The following is an 18,882-nucleotide window of genomic DNA, read 5'->3' as shown; positions in this document are numbered from 1 at the left end:
CGGCGCGCCAAGCAAGTGCTGCGCGAGAAGCGCGAGATGCGACAGAAGCCCTTCCTCTACGCCGTCGTCTGCGCCGCCGGTGTCGCCGCGGACGTCAGCAAGCTGATCACCTCCGCACAGGAACGGAACTGGGAGGTCGGCGTCATCGCGACACCGGTCGCCATGAACGGTTTCTTCGACACCGCCGCCGTCGAGGCGCAGACCGGTCACCCGATCCGGTCCGCCTGGCGCACCCCGGGCGAGCCCCGGCCCTTCCCGGCGCCCGACGCCGTGGTGGTCGCGCCCGCCACTTTCAACACCGTCAACAAGTGGGCGGCGGGAATCGCGGACACCCTCGCCCTGGGCACCCTCTGCGAGGCCGCCGGTCTCGGCGTACCGATCGCCGTCCTGCCGTGCGTGGCCGACGCGCTGGCCGCCCACCCCGCCTACCGGGACAGCGTCACCCGGCTGCGCGGCATGGGGGTGCGCTTCGGTGACCCGTACGCGGGGGAGACGGACCCGGACGGCGGACGGGCTCAGTTCGGCTGGGAGCGGGCACTCGACCTCCTGGGGCCGCCTCCGGTCGCCGGCCCCTGACCGCGGCATCCCTGGTTCCGTCACGCTGGGCCGGGCGAAGGCCTGGTGCGACCGGTCAGGGACCGCTGCCCGGCTGGAGCACCGTGAGGAACACCGAGGACGAGTCGCCGGACACCGGGACGGCCCCGGCCCGCCACGGCACCTCCAAGGGGTTCCGCTCGTCCGGTGGGGTGACGAGGAGGGTCGCCGGGGTGGCCGTACGGGCGCCGCTGACGCCGGGGCTCGAGAACCGCAGCCCCGCCCAGGCACTGTCGCCGGGCGCCAGGGTGACGGTGGCCGCGCCGCCGGGGGTGCGCTCCGGGTCCCGGCCCAGCTGCTCGCCGGCCGCGTCCACGAAGGCGGCGCCCGGATAGCCGTGCAGGGTGCAGGTGCGGGAGGAGACGTTCGTCAGCACGACGGGGAAGTTGCGCTGCCCCGCCCCCGGGTCCATACGGCCGACGGCCGCGCTCAGTTCGGCGGTGTGACACCGGGTAGCCGAGGAGTTCGTCCGCCCGGTCACCGTCGGGGCCCGGTCGCTCGGGGACGCGGCGTCCTCGCTCGGGACGGCGCCGCGCGGTGACTCACCGGCCGTCCGGCCGACGGACGCCGAGGGCCGCAGGGGAGCGTCGGCGGTGCCGCTCTCGGTGCCGCAGGAGGCCAGCGCGCCGAGCACGACGAGCGCACCCGCCACCGACGCGAGCCGTGATCTGCTCATCATGGTGCACCCCATTTCACATCTCCTCCCCCAGCGCCAGCTCCGACCAGATGGTCTTGCCGTCGGCCGTGTGTCTGCTGCCCCAGCGCTGGGTGAGCTGGGCGACCAGCAGCAGGCCCCGGCCGCCCTCGTCCCAGGTCTTGGCCCGCCGCAGGTGCGGGGCCGTGTGGCTGGTGTCGGACACCTCGCAGATCAGCGTCGAGGCGTCATGGATCAGCCGCAACCGGATGGGCGGAGCCCCGTACCGTATGGCGTTGGTGACCAGTTCGCTCACCACCAGCTCCGCGGTGAACGACGCCTCGGTCAGCGCCCACGTGGCCAGCTGATCGACGACCTGCTTGCGGATGGGCGCGACCAGTGCCGGGTCGGCGGGGATGTCCCAGGTGGCGACCTGCCCGGACGGCAGCCCGTGGGCACGGGCCAGCAGCAGGGCCACGTCGTCCGTCGCGCCGCCCGGTGTGAGCACGGTGTGCAGCACGCGGTCGCAGATCTCGTCGAGCGGACCGCCGGCGGGGGACAGCGCCTCCCGGAGCAGGGCGTGACCGGCCTCGGTGTCCCGCCCACGGGACTCGACCAGTCCGTCGGTGTAGAACGCCAGTACCGCCTCGTCGGGCAGCTCCAGCTCGGCCGACTCGAAGGGCAGTCCGCCCAGGCCCAGCGCCGGCCCGGAGGGCAGATCCAGATGCCGGGCCGGGCCGCCCGGCGGGATCAGCACCGGCGGCGGATGTCCCGCCCGGGACAGGGTGCAGCGCCGTGACACCGGGTCGTACACCGCGTACAGACAGGTCGCGCCGACCTCGCCGGTGCCGTTGTCGCCGACCGACTCCTGCGACAGGTGCAGGACCAGGTCGTCGAGGTGGGTCAGCAGTTCGTCGGGGGCCAGGTCGATGTCGGCGAGGGTGCGCACCGCGGTGCGCAGCCGGCCCATGGTCGCCGAGGCCTGGATGCCGTGGCCGACGACTTCCCCGACCACCATGGCCACCCGCATCCCGGACAGCGGGATCACGTCGAACCAGTCGCCGCCCACTCCGGAGCGCGCGGCCGGCAGATACCGGGTGGCCGCCTCCACGGCTGCCGTGCGTGGCAGCGCGCGGGGGAGCAGGCTGCGCTGGAGCGTGAGGGTGGTCTCGCGTTCGCGGGAGTAGCGGCGGGCGTTGTCGATGCAGACGGCGGCGCGCGCGGTGACGTCCTCGGCCAGCAGCACGTCGTCGTGGGTGAACGCCTCGGGGCGGCTGAAGCGGGTGAAGGCGGCGACGCCGAGGGTGATGCCGCGCGCCTGGAGCGGGACGGACAGCATGGAGTGGACGCCGTACTCGCGGACCTGCCGGGCGCGTGCCTCGTCCACGGCGAGCCACGGGTCGAGATCGCCCGAGTGCACCGAGGCGACGACGCTGTGGCCCGCCATCAGCGAGTCGGCCTGGGGCGAGGCCGCCGGGTACACGACCACCTCGCCCACCTCGGCGACCGACTCGGGGCTGCCCGGCATGAGCGACTGATGGGCGACCCGGCGCAGGGCCACCGGCGTGGTCATCGGGCCGGCGGGCTCACCTCCGGGCTCCTCGGGCTCCAGCAGGTCCACGCTGACGAAGTCGGCGAGCGCGGGCACGCACACCTCGACCAGCTCCTGCGCCGTACGGGTCACGTCCAGGGTGGTGCCGATGTGGATGCTGGCCTCGTTGACCAGTTGCAGGCGCTCGCGCGCCCGGTACTGCTCGGTGAGGTCGTGGGCCGTCGCGCACACGCCCCGCACCCGACCGGCCTGGTCGGTGAGCGGGGCGAGCCGGGCCAGCCAGGCGTGCGCGCGGCTCTCGCCGGTGGCCTTCATGTAGGTCTGCATCTCGGTCGGCCGGCCGGTGCGCAGCACCTGGCGCAGCTGCCGCTCGAATTCCGTGTGCTGCGGCCGGCCACCGATGTCGGTGGGCCTGAGCCCCCGCAGGTGGTTGGCCGGCAGACCGAGGAGGTGGGCCATGGCGTCGTTGACCCCGCGCAGCCGCAGCCCCTCGTCGAAGATCATCGCGGCGCACGGTGACTGGAACACGGCCGTCCGGACCAGTGGGTCGTCGGGCAGTTCGTGATTCGTGGCCTCCAGCGGGGTGACGGCGAGCCACTCACCGGGGCCGTCGTCGGACGGCTGTTTGCGGTGGGCGAGCACCCACACGGTGACGGTGGTGCCGTCACGGTGCCGCAGCGCGAGCGTGCCGCTCCAGCGGGCGGCAGGGAGCCGGGGCGGGCCCGCACCGTCGGCCAGCAGGCCGGCGGCGGGGCGGCCGACGACCTCCTCGGCCCGGTGTCCCAGCAGCAGGCGCGCACCCTCGCTCCACCGCGCGAGCGTGCCGTCGGGGGCGATGACGGCCCGGGCCGTCACGGCATCGTCGAACGGGTCGTCCGGCCTCATCGTCGCCACTCCATCGCGCACACTCACCGTGAACCGCTGTATCGCCTGTGTTCCAGCCTAGTGGCTGGGGGCCCGGCGTGACCGGGAACCACGCTCCCGCCCGCGCTTCGCACGAGTGCCCGCAGGGGCACGTGGGACGCCAGTGCGGACACGTGGTCTTGACGTTCCCCCTGCGGCGCGAGGCGGCGGCCGGGGCGGCGAGCGGGGGAGGGCGGCCGGGGAGAGTGACCGGGGAGGCGACCTTTATCAGTCCTGTCCCAACCGTTGACGGACCGTCACACCTGCCACAACCATGTTCTGCGTTACGGAGATGGGAGCGCTCCCATATGCTCCCGCACCTCCCCAAGAGGAGCCCAGACGTGAACAGACGCAGAACCGCTCTGCTGTCCCTGACCGGCCTCCTGGCGACCGCTCTCACCGCGCTGCCCGCCGCGCCGGCCGGGGCGGACGAGGTCGAGCAGGTCCGCAACGGAACCTTCGACACCGGCACCGACCCCTGGTGGGCCTCCCCCGACGTCACCGCGGGCCCGTCCGACGGCCGCCTGTGCGCCGACGTCCCCGGCGGCACCACCAACCGCTGGGACGCGGCAGTCGGCCAGAACGACATCACCCTGGTGAAGGGGGAGTCGTACCGCTTCTCCTTCAGCGCCACCGGCTCGCCCGCGGGTCATGTCGTGCGGGCGATCGTCGGCCTGTCGGTGGAGCCGTACGACACCTATTACGAGGTGTCCCCGCAGCTCAGCGTCTCCGGTGACACCTACTCGTACACCTTCACCTCACCCGTGGACACCGCCCGGGCGCAGGTCGGCTTCCAGCTCGGCGGCAGCGCGGACCCCTGGCGGTTCTGCATGGACGACGTGTCCCTGCTGGGCGGGGTCGCCCCCGAGCCGTACGAGCCCGACACCGGGCCCCGGGTCCGCGTCAACCAGGTCGGCTATCTGCCCGCGGGCCCGAAGAACGCGACCCTGGTCACCGACGCCACCGAGCGGCTGCCCTGGCAGCTGAAGAACGCCGGCGGCCAGGTGGTCCGGCAGGGCTGGACCGTGCCGCGCGGCGTCGACGGCTCCTCCGGGGAGAACGTCCACTCCGTCGACTTCGGCGCCCACCGCGAGCGCGGGACGGGCTACACCCTGGTCGTGGACGGCGAGACCAGCCGGCCCTTCGACATCGACGCGAGCGCCTACGAGCGGCTGCGGCTGGATGCGGCGAAGTACTACTACACCCAGCGCAGCGGCACCGAGATCCGCGACGACCTGCGCCCGGGGTACGGCCGTCCGGCCGGACACGTGGGCGTGACGCCCAACCAGGGCGACGGCGAGGTGCCCTGTCAGCCCGGGGTGTGCGACTACACCCTCGACGTCACCGGCGGCTGGTACGACGCCGGCGACCACGGCAAGTACGTCGTCAACGGCGGCATCAGCACCTGGGAGGTGCTCAGCACCTACGAACGCGCCCGGCACGCCCGCACCGGTCGGGCGGACAGGCTCGGCGACGGCACGCTGAACATCCCGGAGAGCGGCAACAAGGTCCCGGACATCCTGGACGAGGCCCGCTGGGAGCTGGAGTTCCTGCTGAAGATGCAGGTACCCGAGGGCGAGCCGCTGGCCGGCATGGCCCACCACAAGATCCACGACGAGCAGTGGACCGGGCTGCCGCTGCTGCCCAGTGACGACCCGCAGAAGCGGGAGCTGCACCCGCCGACCACCGCCGCCACCCTGAACCTCGCGGCCACCGCCGCCCAGGCGGCACGGCTGTACCGCTCCTACGACAAGGAGTTCGCGGCCACGACCCTGGCGGCGGCACGCAAGGCCTGGACGGCGGCACTCGCCCACCCGGACCTGCTCGCCGACCCCGACGACGGCATCGGCGGCGGCGCCTACCCCGACGACACCGTGGCCGACGAGTTCTACTGGGCGGCCGCCGAGCTGTACCTCACCACGGGGGAGCGGCAGTTCAAGGACCACATCCTGAACTCCCCGGTGCACACCGCCGACATCTTCGGTCCGCTCGGCTTCGACTGGTCGCGCACCGCCGCGGCCGGCCGGCTCGACCTCGCGACCGTGCCGAACCGGCTGCCCGGCCGGGACACGGTGCGCGCCTCCGTCGTCAAGGGCGCCGACGGCTACCTGGCCACCCTCAAGGCACACCCGTACGGCATGCCTTACGCACCGGCCGGCAACGTCTACGACTGGGGCTCCAGCCACCAGGTCCTCAACAACGCGGTCGTCCTCGCCACCGCCTACGACCTCACCGGCGCCGCCAAGTACCGTGACGGCGCGCTGCAGAGCATGGACTACATCCTGGGCCGCAACGCCCTGAACATGTCGTACGTCACCGGCTACGGCGAGGCCAACGCGCACAACCAGCACAGCCGCTGGTACGCCCGCCAGCTCGACCCGAACCTTCCGAAGCCGCCCGCCGGCACGCTCTCCGGCGGACCCAACTCCAGCATCCAGGACCCCTTCGCCCAGTCGAAACTCCAGGGCTGCGTGGGCCAGTTCTGCTTCATCGACGACATCCAGTCCTGGTCCACCAACGAGCACACCATCAACTGGAACGCCGCCCTGACCCGTATGGCCTCCTTCGTGGCCGACCAGGGCTAGGGGGGCGTTTGGATCAGGCCGACTTTCGGGAAACGGCGCCTTGCGGCCGAGCCGAGCGGGGTCCGGTGCGTGCGGCCGCGAGGCGCAGGAGGGCGCCGGGGCGGAGCCCTGGCAACCGACGAGAACGCGGCGGATGCGCGTGCCGGGCCCCGCGACCCCGGCAGGATCCGAATGACACCCCCTAGTCACCTTCCCGCCGGGCCGGCGGCCGTTCGGCCGCCGGCCCGTGCGCCACGAGTTCCGCGGGCCGGTCGTGAGCGGTCAGGATGTGCAGCCGGGCCCGGTCGAGCGGCTCGTGGACCTCGACGTACTCACCGTGCGGCAGCCGTTTGATCACGCCGGTCGCCCTGCCGTGCGCCACCAGTTGCCGGTCGCGCAGCCTCAGGCCCAGGCGGACGCGCCGGGTGACGACGAGGACCACCGCCGGGACCACGAACACCGCGATCCGCACCGCCCAGGTCACCGTGTTGACCGACAGATGGAACCGGGTCGCCACGATGTCGTTGCCGCCGCCCGGCAGCAGCACCAGATGGAGGCTGATCCAGGACGCCCCGATCGCCGTGCGCACCGGACGGTCGCGCGGCCGGTCCAGCAGGTGGTGCTCGCCGCGGTCACCGGTGAACCGGGCCTTCAGGAACGGATACGCGCCGATGTACACCAGCGGCAGCGGGAACACCACGATCGGTGTCGCACACCCGGCACCAGGGTGTGCCACCACAGCGTGATCGCCGCGTGCGAAGGTGACCCGCGTCTCAGTGAGCTGCCGTGTCCCGCGGCCTGCCGGTACCCCTTGAGGTGTCCCTTGACCTGGTGATATTTACGATTCAGTACCCGAACGGTACCGTGAGGTCATGCCAGCTCTCAACGTGGAGTTCAGCGACCGCGAGCTCGAGGACCTGCGGCAGATCGCCAAGGAGCGGGGTACGTCCATGAAGGCGCTCGTGCGGGAGGCGGCCGCGGCGGACATCGCCCGCCACCGCGCCCTGCAGGAGGGCGCGGAGGCCTTCCGCCGGTTCTTCGCCGCCCACGCCGACGAGTTCGCCGCCGCCTTCCCGGACGACGAACCGTCCGCCAAGCGCGCGGGGCGGGCCGCCTGACCGATGGCACCCGTGCTGCACATCGACGTGCCCTGGCTGCTCCAGCGGCACGAGGAGGTCCTTCCGGACCAGCCCACCGTCAATGACTTCTCCGCCCTGGTCGCGGCCGTGGCCCGCCATCGCGTCGACCCGCCCCGGCTGGGCGTCGACTCCGATCCGGCCTGGCGGGCGGCCGCGCTGCTGCACACCCTGGCCGTGCTCCGGCCGCTGCCCTCGGCCAACGCCCGGTTCGCCTGTGCCACGGCGGTGGCCTACATGTTCGTCAGCGGGGCCGGCATCGACCCGCCCTACGGTGCCCTGGTCGATCTCGCGCGTGACCTGATCGCCGGCGAGACCGACGTCTACGGCGCGGCCGACCGGCTGCGCTCCTGGCAGATCTGAGACCGCGCCCGGCGGGGTACGAGACGGCACCGGACGGGGGACCCGGGCCACCCCGGCCCTTCGGGGCCGGCGGCCGCCGCGCGGGAGAGCCGCCGTCTCCGCGCCACCGCGAAGGGCCGTGACCGGTTGACCGCGTTGCGGCGTGCGCAGGGAGCGTGCGCGGGTCCAGGCGTGAGCGCGCAGTTCACACGGGGTGCCGAGGCGTCGGGTGGGGCAGGAGGAAGCGCCGGGGACGCGTCGGGCGGGTGAGGAGGCGCCGAGGAGGCGGCGGCGGGCGCCGGACATCCCTTCTGCCGCCCTGGATGTGAACCACGGGAAAACGCTGATCGAAAGCCGGAACGAGGGCCGTGGCCGGTTTCCCGTTCTGACTTTCTGTCAACGCCCGGATCCAGCCCGAGCGCCTTGTTGGCCCTGTGCCGGTTGTGCGAGAGTGAGCCACCCGTGCGGGGGGTAAGGGCCGGGATCGCACGCGAGTCGAGGAACCGGGTCGGTTTTCGCCGACGGTACATTCACGCCCCCCGCGCCACGCCAAAGAGGTATGCGCCAACGGGGCTCCTTTTTCGGCGTCGGAAACGCTCGAATGGCACATGCGCTGTGGGAAGGAACCATCTCAGTGCACACCCCCCACCCCTCTCGACCTCCGTATCCCCCGCCCGGCGGGGACCCGGGGGAATCCGACGAGTCCCTCGCCGCCCGGTTGCGAGGCCGTCCGGAGGGCGAGGCCGCTCATTCCGTCGCGCTGCTGACCGCGCGGCACTGGCATTCCATGCACGACTACGCGACTGTCTGCCTCGCCTCGTCGGGGCAGGCCGCCGCCATGGTGACCGCGGCCGCCCTGCACCGGGTCCTGGACCGGGTCGCCGTCGGCGAATCGGCCGTCGCGCTCCGGCCGGTGCTGCTCGTGGGCGTCCGGGACACGGTCCGGGAGTGGGCCGCCGACGATCGAATAGCCGGGGTTCTGCCGGAGTTGCAGAAACCCGCCGGCGGACGCGGCATGCGCACGGCGACCACCATGACTCCGGAAAACCGCACGCTCGCCCAGCGGGCATTCCGGTCCCTGCCCGCACTCGCGCGCTGTTTGCTCTGGCACGTAGAGGTCGAGGCCGAGCCCATTTCCGTGCCGGCCGGTCTGCTCGGCATGGATGCCGACATCGCGTCGGGCGCACTTGAACAGGCACGTGACACATTCCGTCAGAATTGTGTCCACGCGCATCAGGAACTGGCACCGACCAAGGACTGCCGCTTCTACAACCGTCTGCTCGACGTCCCCATCCGCCGGGGCGGGACCCTGCTGCCGGACGTCCGGCAGCATCTGTCGGAGTGCCGTTACTGCCGGTACGCGGCGGAACAACTGAGCCACTTCGAGGGCGGTCTGGGCACGCTGGTCGCCGAGGCGGTGCTCGGTTGGGGAGCCAGACGCTATCTCGACTCGCGGCCCGGGCGTGCGACGGCCGGTTCGCGCGCGGGCCGCGCCGCCCGCCGCCGGGGCCGGGGCGGAGACGGGCAGTCCGGCAGCGGCCGGCACCGCCTGCTGTCCCGGATCCCCGTTCCCGACCGTCTCGCGGGCCTCGGGCTCCCGGACCCGGTGCGCTCCACCAGAACCCTGCTCACCGGCATCGGCGCCGTATCGGCGGGGGTGCTGGTGAGCGTGCTCATCGCCGGGTCCTCCACCCCGGACGGCGGCGCGGCCGACCCGACGGGCTCCACCGGCGCGGCGGGCGGTCGCGCCGCGGTGCCGTCCGCGTCCCCGCCCGGGGCCGTCGGCCTGCCCTCCGCACCGGGGCGGACGCGGCTGCGCAATGCCGCCTCCGGCCTCTGCCTCGATACCCGGGGCGAGCCCCAGGACGGCTCCGGGACACGGCTGGCCGAGTGTTCCTCGGCGTGGACCCAGCAGTGGACCTACGAGGACGACGGGCTGCTGCGCAGCGTGGCCGACCCCGGTCTGTGCCTGGACTCGCACAAGGACGCGGGAGTCGTCGTCCTCGGCACCTGCGCCGACGCCGGTGACCGGCGGGGCGACGACGTGCGGTACGACCTGACCGTCCAGGGGGAGTTGCTGCCCCGCTGGGACGAACAACTGGCTCTCACCCCGGCCACCCGTGACGCGAACGCCGGCATCGTCGTCACGGTGCGCGCCCGTACCGTGAACCAGCGCTGGGCGGCCGAACCGGTCCGGACGGCCACGGGCTCCCTGTCCGTCAGCGGGACGGGGACCCCGGGGGCCCGGCAGGCGGAGCTGACCGAGCCGGTGACATGACGCGCGCCGGGCCGCGGCGGGGGAGTGGGCCGGAAGGCGGCCGTCCCCTCCCGGCCGGGAGGAGCGCCGGCCGGGAGGAGTTCCGGCCGGGGGAGTACCGGGAGGCAGGCCCCGTCGTCAGGTGTGCGGCGAGTCCGGGGGCGGTGCGGGTGAACTCGATCCCATGGATGCCGCCGGCGCGCGGGGCCGCCCACAACGCCGCCGCGTCGGGGATCTGCGGTGCACGGACGCAGGCGGTCACACGGCCCTTCGACAGCTGGGCGGGGAAGCCGGCGGCCACGGGTGGAAGGTCTCCTTCGCCGAGGCGCACCCCGGGCTGGTGCGCGGTGGCTTCCCTCACTGTGGTGCCATGGCGGCCCAGGCGTCGTTGTCCAGGGCGAGGTACCGGTCGGTCTCGGTGCGCGGCGGCATGACGGGGACGTCGTCCCTGGTGCGCAGCGCGGCGGCGGCTGCCAGATGGCCGAGGCGCAGCCGTGAGCGTTCGTTGCGGTTCTCCAGGACGCCCGTCAGGTAACCGGCCGCGAACGCGTCGCCCGCGCCGACCGGTTCGACCACCTTGGTGGGCAGCGAGGGCACGAACGTCCGCACGCCGTCGGCAAACGAGGTCGCTCCGTGCTCGGCGTCTTTGACGATGACGACGGGCGCGGGATCGAGGAGGGCCGCGATGTCGGCCGGGCGGGCGGTGCCCCACAGTTCCTCGGCCTCGTCCCGTCCCACGAACACGATGTCCGCGGCGCGGGCGAGTGCCAGCAGACTTCGAGCGGCGTCTGCCTTGCCGCCACGCCACAGCGCCGGACGGTGGTTGACGTCGAAGGAGACGACCGGCCCACGTCCGGCGCTGTCTCCCCGTCCGAGGAGCAGCGTCTCCAGCAGGCGGGCGCAGCTGTCGGAGATGGCCGCGGCGACGCCTGACACATGCACGATGCGGGCTTCGCGGAGCGCGGGCCGCCGGGCCAGCTCGGGTCCCATTCGGGTGGCGGCCGATCCGGCACGGTAGTAGTGCGTGCGGGTGTGGTCAGGACCCGGGTCCTTGAAGTAGACGCCGGTCGGCCGGTCCGGATCGGTTTCGACGGCGCTCACGTCCACGCCGCGCGCGGTGAGTTCGGCCAGGATGCGACGGGCGAAGGGATCGTCGCCCAGGCGGCTCAGCCAGGCGGCGCGGTGCCCGAGGCCGGCCAGTGCGCAGGCGACGTTGGACTCGGCGCCGCCGATGGCCATGGTGAGCACGGGCTGCTCGGCGAGGGGGCGGGCGTCGGGCGGGCTGAGGACGACCATCGTCTCACCGACGCACACGAGGTCGGCCACCGGCTCCTGATGGTCGGCAGCGGGGGAAGGAGACGGCAGGGGCACTGGATTCTCCTGACGGACGGTGTGGTCCGATAGGGCGGGCAGACCGGTACGCGAGGGCTCGTCGTACTTCACGACTCGGTGGATTCGGCGGTCAGGCGCAGCATGACCTTGCTGCTTCCGCTCCTGGGGTCGGCGGCGGTGGCGAGTGCCTCCTCGGCGCGTTCCAGCGGGAAGCGGTGGGTGATCAGCGGGGTCACGTCCAGACCGTCCCGAAGCGCGCGCAGCGCCTCGTCGATCTCGTCCACGAAGCGGTACGAGCCGATCCAGGTGATCTCCCGGGTCACCAGGTCGCCGAGAGCCGCGGCCGCGGCCGTACCGGGCAGGTTGCCCACCTGGACGAGCGTGCCTCCTCGGGCCGTGGCCCGAAGCACCGGCCCGAGCGCCGCCGGGGCACCGGACGCCTCGAAGACCACGTCCACGTCCTCGGGCAGCACGTCGCCCGCGGAGAGGTCGCGCGTCTCGTCGGCGCCCATGGCACGGGCGACAGCGAGGGAGGGCGCGGCCAGGTCGGCAGCGACGACCCGGTCGGCTCCGTGGTACCGCGCGGCGGCGACGACCAGCGAACCGATCGGTCCGCAGCCGTTGACCAGGACGGTACGGCCGCGCAGTCGGGGTGCCCGGCCGACGGCGTGCAGGGCGACGGCCAACGGTTCGGCGAGGGCGCCCTGTTCGGTGCCGACGCCGTCCGGCAGCGGCCGGATCTGGGTCGCGGGGACCGCCCGGTATTCGCTGAACCCGCCGTCGGTGTGCGGGGTGAGGGCCGCCGAGCCGAAGTAGCGGACGCGCGGGTACAGGTTGGTGCGTCCGGCGATCCGTTCCGGAAGGGCGCCGTCGCCGACCGGTTGGGCCGGGTGCACGGTGACCGGCTGCCCTTCGTGCAGGCCGGTGACTCCGTCGCCGAGCGCGGCGATCCGGCCTGCGAACTCGTGTCCCAGCACGAGCGGGTGCACCAGCGAAGCGGTGCCGGAGGCGCCCTTTTTCCAGTAGGCGATGTCGGATCCGCAGATCCCGCCCCACTCCAGGGCCAGCAGCACCTCGCCCGCGCCAGGCACGGGCCGGGCCCGTTCGTCGACGCGTACGTCGCCGGGTCCGTGTACTACGACGGCTTTCATACGGCGTCCTCCAGCCGGACCAGGTCGCGTCCGCGTGTCTCGGGCGCGAGGAACGCGCTGACGAAGGTGATGAGCGAGTAGACGACGAGCATGGCCGCGATGGGCCACCAGCTGCCGGTGACGGCCGTAAGGGTGGCGGCGAGGACCGGGCCGATGGCGGTGGCGAGGATGCCGCCGATCTCCTTGGCGAGCGCGAGCTGAGTGAACCGGGTACGGGAGCCGAAGAGTTCGGCCATCGTGACGCTCTCGAGCGAGAACAGACCAAGGACGCCGACGTTCAGGCCAAGGACCATGCCGATCATCACGCCCGGGGTCGAGCCGGAAGTGATGAGGAGCATCACCGGGAAGGCGAGGACGACGGTCAGACCCGAAAGCGCGAGGTAGATCGCGCGGCGTCCGAAGCGGTCGCCGAGCATGCCCACCACCGGCACAGTGGCGAAGCCCACCAGCGAGCCGTACAGGATCGCGTCGGTCGGGACGGACCGGCTGACCGCCAGGTTGGTGGCGATGTAGCCGACCAGGAACGTCTGGATCAGCCCTGAGTTGCCCGCCTGGCCGAAGCGCAGTCCCAGCGCGAGGAAGAAGGCCTTGCCCTTGCGCTGGCGGATACCCGCTGCCAGGACACTGCCCTTGTGCTCATCCGCCGTGGCGATCGCGGACTCGACCTCGGTGCGCGCCAGCGCCACCCCGTCCACCACGTCGGGGCGCTCCTCGAAGACCGGACTCTCCTTGAGGCTACGGCGCAGCCACATCGCGAAGATCATCAGCAGGAAGCTCAGGAGGAAGGGCAGTCGCCAGCCCCAGGAGAGCAGTTGGTCCTCGCTGAGGACGGCGAGCAGAATGGCCCACAGGCCGGAAGCGGCGAGTGTCCCGGAGTTCGTGCCGAGTGACACCAGTGAGGAGATGAGACCGCGCTTTTGTACGGGCGCGTACTCGGCCAGCATCACGGTGGCCCCGGCGATCTCGGCACCCGCGCCGAAGCCCTGCACCAGGCGCAGCACGACGAGCAGGATGGGCGCGAGGATGCCGATGGTGGCGTAGGTGGGCAGGGTGCCGATGAGGGTGGTGGAGGCGCCCATCAGCAGGATCGTCACGTACAGGACCTTCTTGCGGCCGATCCGGTCGCCCATCCGCCCGAAGTAGACGGCGCCGGCGAGACGGGCGACGTAGCCGACGCCGTAGGTGGCCATCGCGGCGACCAGTCCGATGGCCGGGCTGACGTCCGGGAAGAAGATCTTGTTGAAGACGATCGCGGCGGCCAGCGAGTAGAGCTGGAAGTCCATGAACTCCATGGCCGTGCCGAGCCAGCCCGAGACGGCGGCCCGGGTGAGATCGCGTGTGCTGCGCTGGGCGGATGGCGTCTGCTGAGGGGCTATGACGCTGTCCTTCATCGTGAACTCCGTTGTTCGGGGATCGAAGTGAGGCTCGGATGCGGGTGATCGACAAAGCCGGGACGAGGGGTGACCGAGGGGCTCAGATCTCGACGCGTCCTGCGCGCAGGGCGGGGAGCCGGTCCGCCACGGCGGTGGCGAGCGCGTCGTCGTCCGCCAGGTCCGCCGCGCCGAGCACGCGCAGCAGCGCGCGGACGGTCCCGGCGGGACACACCGCGGCCCTCCAGCAGGCGCTGAGCGCCTCGGCGGCAGGGTCGGCGGATGCGGCGGTCCGGCGGGTGCCGTGCACCCAGGCGGCAAGGGCGAGTTCGAGGACCGGAGTGCGTGTGCCCCGGGCCCGCAGGTCGCGTAGGGCGGGCAGCCAGCGCTCCGTGATCTTCAGTGAACCGTCGCAGCCGATCTGCCGCAGCAGGTGGTGCATGGCGGGATTGCGGAAACGAACGATGAGGTCCTCGGCGTACGCGACCGGATCGGGGCCGTCGGCCGGGAGGGTGGGGGCGACCTCCGCGCACAGCGCCCGGACCACGCGCTCGCCCCAGTCCGCCGCCATGGCCTCGGCGATCGTGGTGAGTCCCGCGGCCGTGCCGAGGTAGGCCAGCGCGGAGTGGGAGCCGTTGAGCAGCCTCAGTTTGGTGAGCTGGTAGGGCGCAACGTCCGGAACGAACAGGGCGCCGTCGAGCTCCCAGGACGGCCGGGGTGCGGCGAAGGAGTCCTCCAGCACCCACTGCCGGTACGGCTCGCCCGTTACGGGGAGGGCGTCGCGCACCCCGAGCGCGGCGCCGGCCGCCCGGTCGGCCTCGCTCGTCGCAGGCACGATCCGGTCCACGACCGTGGCGGGAAACGAGACGGCTTCGGCCATCCGGTCCAGGATCCGACCACGGTCCGGCCAGGCCGAGGCCCGGATGTAATCGTGGACCACGCGGCTCAGCGCGGCGCCGTTGTCCGCCATGTTGTCGCAGGACACCACACTGACCGGGGGCGCGCCCGCGCGCATCCGTGCGGCCAGCCCGGTGGCCAGCCGTCCGACCACCGTGGTGAGGGGCCCGTCGGGGGCCGCCGCGAGGTCGGCGGCGACGGGCCCGGCCGCGGTGTCCAGCCCGCCGGTGGAGGGGGAACGGTGGTAGCCCTTCTCGGTGACGGTCAGGGACACCACCGTCACCTCGCGGTCGGTGAGCAGGGCATCGACGGCTCCGGCGTCGGGCCCCATGGCCAGAGCATCGACAACCGAACCGATGACGCGCGTACGGAGTCCGTCCGGACGGCGTTCGGTGAGCGAGTACAGACAGTCCTGCTTCCTCAGCTCTCGTACGGTTCCGGCCGACCGGGGCGCGACCACGGTGATACCCCAGGGTTCGCCGGAGCGGGCTGCGGCGTACTCGGTGTAGACGGCCTGGTGCGCCCGGTGGAAGGCGCCGAGGCCGAAGTGGACGACGCGGGTGCGCAGTGCGGCGGGGTCGACCGCGGGCCGCGTCTCCGGCGCGAGCCGGTCAAGCGCCGTGCGGTCCAGCCGTGGGAGGGCGTCGGCGCTCACCAGTCGTGCACCGAACCGTCGAGACGGCGAGCGACCGGGAGGTAGCGCCGTCGGTAGGGGAAGCGCTCGGCCGCCTTCTCGTCGTACTCCACGCCCAGGCCCGGTTCCTCGGACGGGTGCAGCATGCCATCGGCGAAGGTCACCCCGGTACGGAACACCTCAGCGGTCTCGTCGGGGTGGCCCATGTGCTCCTGGATGCCGAAATTGGGCACGGTGATGTCGATGTGCACGGCCGCCGCCATGCTGACCGGGGAGAGGTCGGTGGCCCCGTGGGAGCCGGTCCGCACCTGGTAGAGCGCGGCGAGGTCGAAGATCCGCCGCAGATGGGTGATGCCGCCCGCGTGGACGACGGTGGTACGGACGTAGTCGATGAGCTGTTCGGTGATCAGGTGCTGGACGTCCCAGATCGAGTTCATCACCTCACCGACCGCGATCGGTGTCGTGGTGTGCCGGCGGATGAGCCGGAACGCCTCCTGGTTCTCGGCCGGGGTCGGGTCCTCCATCCAGAACAGCCGGCAGCCCTCGACGCTCTTGCCGAACCGGGCCGCCTCGATCGGGGTCAGCCGGTGGTGCACGTCGTGCAGGAGGTGGAAGCCGAAGCCGAAACGCTCCCTCACCGCCTCCAGATAGGTGGGCGCGAAGCCGAGATAGGCCTCGGTGTCCCAGGGCTGTTCGTCGGGCAGCTCCGTGGCGGCCGGCTCATAGACGGTGCCCTTGCGCACGCCGTACGTGCCGCCGACGTCAGGGATCGCGGCCTGTGCCCGTACGGCCTTGTAGCCCAGCTCCAGATAGCGCTCCACGTCGTCCAGCAGGGAGGGCGTGTCGGTGCCGCTGGCGTGCGAGTAGACCAGCACGCCGTCGCGCGACCGGCCGCCGAGGAGTTGGTAGACGGGCAGCCCGGCTGTCTTTCCCTTGATGTCCCACAGAGCGGTGTCGACGGCGGCGATCGCGGTCATGGTGACCGGCCCGCGCCGCCAGTAGGCGCCCTTGTAGAGGTACTGCCACATGTCCTCGATGCGGGCGGGATCCCGGCCGATCAGGAGGGGGACCACGTGATCGCGAAGGTAACTGGCGACGGCCAGTTCACGACCGTTGAGCGTGGCGTCACCCAGTCCGGTCACCCCGTCCGTGGTGGTGATGCGCAGCGTGACGAAAGTACGGCCGGGGGAAGCGACGAACACCTCGACGCGTTCGATCTTGCTCACTAGCACTCCTTGGTCGCGAAGTGCTTGTATACAAGCATCTGTCGCGCAGCATGGCAATACTTGTGTTGTCGTCCTACGTACGATGTACACATGCCTCCAACGAACGGGCGAACGAGCCGGCGCGACATCTACCTGAAATTGCGTCAGATGGTCCTGTCCCTTGAACTCGCCCCGGGCGCCGCTCTCTCGGAGAACGAACTCGCCGCGTCACTGGGCGTCAGCCGCACGCCCGTGCGGGAGAGCCTGATCCTGCTGGTCCAGGAGGGTCTGGTGCAGGTCTTCCCGAAGATCGGATCCTTCGTGGCGCGGGTGGATCCGGCGCAGGTAGCGGACGCGCAGTTCCTCCGGGAGGCCGTGGAAATGGCCTCACTCGATGATCTCCCCGAACGGCTCGACTCCGCGGTCGTCGAGGAACTGCGAGGCAACCTGAACCGTCAGCGCCACCCGGACCTGGGCCTGGAGGAGTTCTTCGATCTGGACGAGGCCTTCCACCAGGGCCTGATGCGGTTGAGCGGTCACGGCAATGCCTGGACCACCGTCGCCGCGGCCAAGGGTCACCTGGACCGGGCCCGGCGCCTCGGCCTCCACGAGAACGAGTCCCCGGCCGTGTTCGCCGCTCAGCACCACGAAATCTTCGAGGCGATCGTCGGAGGGAACCTCCCGCTCGCGCGCACGGCCATGCGTACCCACCTGAGGGCCGTCTTCAGCGACATCGAACGCATCCGCGCGCACTCGCCCGAGTTGTTCGCCAGCGACGTCTCGTCGATGCCCGTGCGACGCAACGTCGTGGTGTGGGAGTGACCCCGCCGCTCGCCCCGGCTCGGCCGGTGAGTGTGTACGTCCCCGCAGCGAACCGGCCCTGACGTGAGGCGCCGGAACCGAGGTGGCTGTCCGCCGGCGTTTCGGCACCTGGTGATCTGAGCCAGAGGCTCGCCGGCAGCGGGCGGCGACTTCGTCGAGGATCCGCTCGGCGGTCTGCCGGCGACCTCCCCGCTCGGGGGAGAGACGATCTCGTATACCCCGGAAGAGTGGGGATCCACCCATTCGCCCCGATGCAGAGGCGGCCCGGGTGCCTGAGCTGGACCCGGCCATCCGTCCCCGCGCCGTCCGGACGCACCCGTCCAGCGGCGGGCGACCCGGAGGTCAGCGGCCGTCGGCCGCCTCATGGAGGATCCGGGCCGGTTCGCGCGGGCGGGAGGACATCGGCCAGTGCCCGGTGTCCCTCGTCACCAGCTGCCCGTTCCCGCTCTTCAGCGGTTCTGGTTCCGCCGGGCGGGCGGGGGCCCCTCGCCGTCCGGCGGACACTTGACGTACGTCGCCGGCAGCTCACCGGCCGGTCGGCGGATGGGCCTCATGCCCGGCCGTGCGCGGTCCGGCCGCCATCTCGTCCCCCGCCCACGCTCCGAGCCAGGTACCGGCCACCAGGAGGAATTAAGTCATGCCGGCACCGTGACGGACGCCCCTGACAGCGCCCTTCACTCGCCGCCGGCGGCCGGCCCGTCCTCCCGCGGTTCGCCGTCCGGACCCTGGGCCCGTACCCGCTGCACGTGTTCCAGGGACTCGCGCAGTTCGGTGAGCCAGTCGTCGGTGTGCCGCTGGACCAGACGCACGCACCAGGCCAGCGCCTCGCTGCGGCTGCGGGCCACCCCGCCGGCGATGAGGGTGTCGAGGACCTGGCGCTCCGGCTGGCGCAGCCGGGTCATGACGGGCGCGGCCACATGCGTGAACAGGGCGCGGCGCCCGTCGCACTCCACGCCCCAGGACACCTTCCGGCCGAAGCGGTGCTCGGCGTCCCGGGCGACCGCGATCCGGTCGTCCCGGGTGCGTTCCCGGAACTCCTGGATCCGGCCCTCGATCGCCGCTTCCCGTTCGGCCGGCGAGGCACCCTCGGCCGACCGGGGGCCGGGAATCCGGCCGATCACCGTGATCTCCTCGCGGTCGACCGCGAGGTCGGCCAGTTCCTCGAAGAGATCGTCGGGGAGCCGGCCCGCGAACCAGCCCCGCAGTTGCTCCCGCTGCTCGTTCGTAATCATGTAATGACCATTACTCGCGCGTTCCATGAACACAAGGGGTCCTCGAACGGTCTGCCGACAGCGGAATCGGAATGTTTCAGGCCGATTGCTCAGCGGCGGGTATTCGGCCATCTGGCCACTTCGCATATGCGGCTGCCGCCCGGTTGCCGGGCCGAGCCCCGCCGACTCCGTCACTTCACGCCACTGATTCAATACGCAAGGTTACTGAAATCCGCACGGTCGACGTGTGTTTCCGCCGCGGACTCGGCAGACTCCCG

Annotated in this window: 14 protein-coding genes and 1 pseudogene; 6 read left to right on the top strand and 9 right to left on the bottom strand. The window is 72.1% G+C overall.

Annotated elements, in window-relative coordinates:
* Positions 1-36: 36 nt before the first annotated feature.
* Positions 37-576, top strand: a complete 540-nt coding sequence (locus tag IE178_RS08110; protein ID WP_184762852.1) for a flavoprotein — start codon at positions 37-39, stop codon at positions 574-576.
* Between the two features lie 55 nt (positions 577-631).
* Here IE178_RS08110 and IE178_RS08105 read toward each other — a convergent pair whose 3' ends face one another.
* Both IE178_RS08105 and IE178_RS08100 read right to left on the bottom strand, forming a co-directional pair.
* Positions 632-1,285, bottom strand: coding sequence for a DUF4232 domain-containing protein (locus IE178_RS08105; protein ID WP_184762668.1), 654 nt, complete (start codon positions 1,283-1,285; stop codon positions 632-634).
* Position 1,286: 1 nt separating this feature from the next.
* Positions 1,287-3,665 (bottom strand): SpoIIE family protein phosphatase, encoded by a 2,379-nt coding sequence (locus tag IE178_RS08100; RefSeq protein WP_184762669.1) that lies wholly within the window; start codon positions 3,663-3,665, stop codon positions 1,287-1,289.
* Positions 3,666-4,024: 359 nt separating this feature from the next.
* On the opposite strand from IE178_RS08100, the gene IE178_RS08095 reads away from it, so the two are divergent.
* Positions 4,025-6,268 (top strand): glycoside hydrolase family 9 protein, encoded by a 2,244-nt coding sequence (locus IE178_RS08095; protein WP_193511762.1) that lies wholly within the window; start codon positions 4,025-4,027, stop codon positions 6,266-6,268.
* Positions 6,269-6,449: 181 nt separating this feature from the next.
* Here the strand turns inward: IE178_RS08095 and IE178_RS08090 are convergent.
* Positions 6,450-6,994, bottom strand: a pseudogene (locus tag IE178_RS08090) (cytochrome bc1 complex cytochrome b subunit); the annotation flags it as partial.
* Between the two features lie 125 nt (positions 6,995-7,119).
* Here IE178_RS08090 and IE178_RS08085 point away from each other — a divergent pair.
* The 3 genes from IE178_RS08085 to IE178_RS08075 all read left to right on the top strand — a co-directional run bounded on the left by IE178_RS08085 (position 7,120) and on the right by IE178_RS08075 (position 10,003).
* Positions 7,120-7,365, top strand: a complete 246-nt coding sequence (locus IE178_RS08085; protein WP_193511761.1) for a hypothetical protein — start codon at positions 7,120-7,122, stop codon at positions 7,363-7,365.
* A gap of 3 nt (positions 7,366-7,368) precedes the next feature.
* The gene (locus IE178_RS08080) at positions 7,369-7,746 is read left to right on the top strand and encodes a toxin Doc (RefSeq protein ID WP_184762672.1); all 378 of its coding nucleotides are present in this window, start codon (positions 7,369-7,371) and stop codon (positions 7,744-7,746) included.
* Between the two features lie 613 nt (positions 7,747-8,359).
* Entirely contained in the window at positions 8,360-10,003 is a 1,644-nt protein-coding gene (locus IE178_RS08075; protein ID WP_193511760.1) for an RICIN domain-containing protein, read from the top strand.
* Positions 10,004-10,339: 336 nt separating this feature from the next.
* Here IE178_RS08075 and IE178_RS08070 read toward each other — a convergent pair whose 3' ends face one another.
* The 5 genes from IE178_RS08070 to manD form a co-directional block, all read right to left on the bottom strand.
* Positions 10,340-11,308, bottom strand: a complete 969-nt coding sequence (locus IE178_RS08070; RefSeq protein WP_318279908.1) for a sugar kinase — start codon at positions 11,306-11,308, stop codon at positions 10,340-10,342.
* 113 nt (positions 11,309-11,421) lie between these two features.
* Positions 11,422-12,465, bottom strand: coding sequence for an L-idonate 5-dehydrogenase (locus IE178_RS08065; RefSeq protein ID WP_193511759.1), 1,044 nt, complete (start codon positions 12,463-12,465; stop codon positions 11,422-11,424).
* Positions 12,462-13,856: an MFS transporter gene (locus IE178_RS08060; RefSeq protein ID WP_193511758.1), complete on the bottom strand. Its 1,395-nt coding sequence runs from the start codon at positions 13,854-13,856 to the stop codon at positions 12,462-12,464. The genes IE178_RS08065 and IE178_RS08060 overlap by 4 nt, the downstream gene beginning before the upstream one ends.
* Before the next feature lie 82 nt (positions 13,857-13,938).
* Positions 13,939-15,387: a mannitol dehydrogenase family protein gene (locus IE178_RS08055; RefSeq protein WP_193511757.1), complete on the bottom strand. Its 1,449-nt coding sequence runs from the start codon at positions 15,385-15,387 to the stop codon at positions 13,939-13,941.
* Complete coding sequence (gene manD / locus IE178_RS08050) at positions 15,384-16,592, bottom strand: D-mannonate dehydratase ManD (RefSeq protein WP_184762677.1); 1,209 nt, start codon at positions 16,590-16,592, stop codon at positions 15,384-15,386. The genes IE178_RS08055 and manD overlap by 4 nt, the downstream gene beginning before the upstream one ends.
* 90 nt (positions 16,593-16,682) lie before the next feature.
* Between manD and IE178_RS08045 the strand changes: the two genes are divergently transcribed.
* Positions 16,683-17,393, top strand: coding sequence for a GntR family transcriptional regulator (locus IE178_RS08045; RefSeq protein ID WP_193511756.1), 711 nt, complete (start codon positions 16,683-16,685; stop codon positions 17,391-17,393).
* A 674-nt stretch (positions 17,394-18,067) separates the two neighbouring features.
* Here IE178_RS08045 and abmR read toward each other — a convergent pair.
* On the bottom strand, positions 18,068-18,625 hold the full coding sequence (gene abmR, locus IE178_RS08040) for an ATP-binding transcription factor AbmR (protein ID WP_193511755.1): 558 nt from the start codon (positions 18,623-18,625) through the stop codon (positions 18,068-18,070).
* Between the last annotated feature and the right edge of the window lie 257 nt (positions 18,626-18,882).

It is taken from the genome of Streptomyces griseoloalbus, from assembly GCA_014650015.1.
Lineage (GTDB): Bacteria > Actinomycetota > Actinomycetes > Streptomycetales > Streptomycetaceae > Streptomyces > Streptomyces griseoloalbus.
Note: the sequence above shows the minus strand (reverse complement) of the source record. Positions and strands in the feature narration are given on the sequence as shown.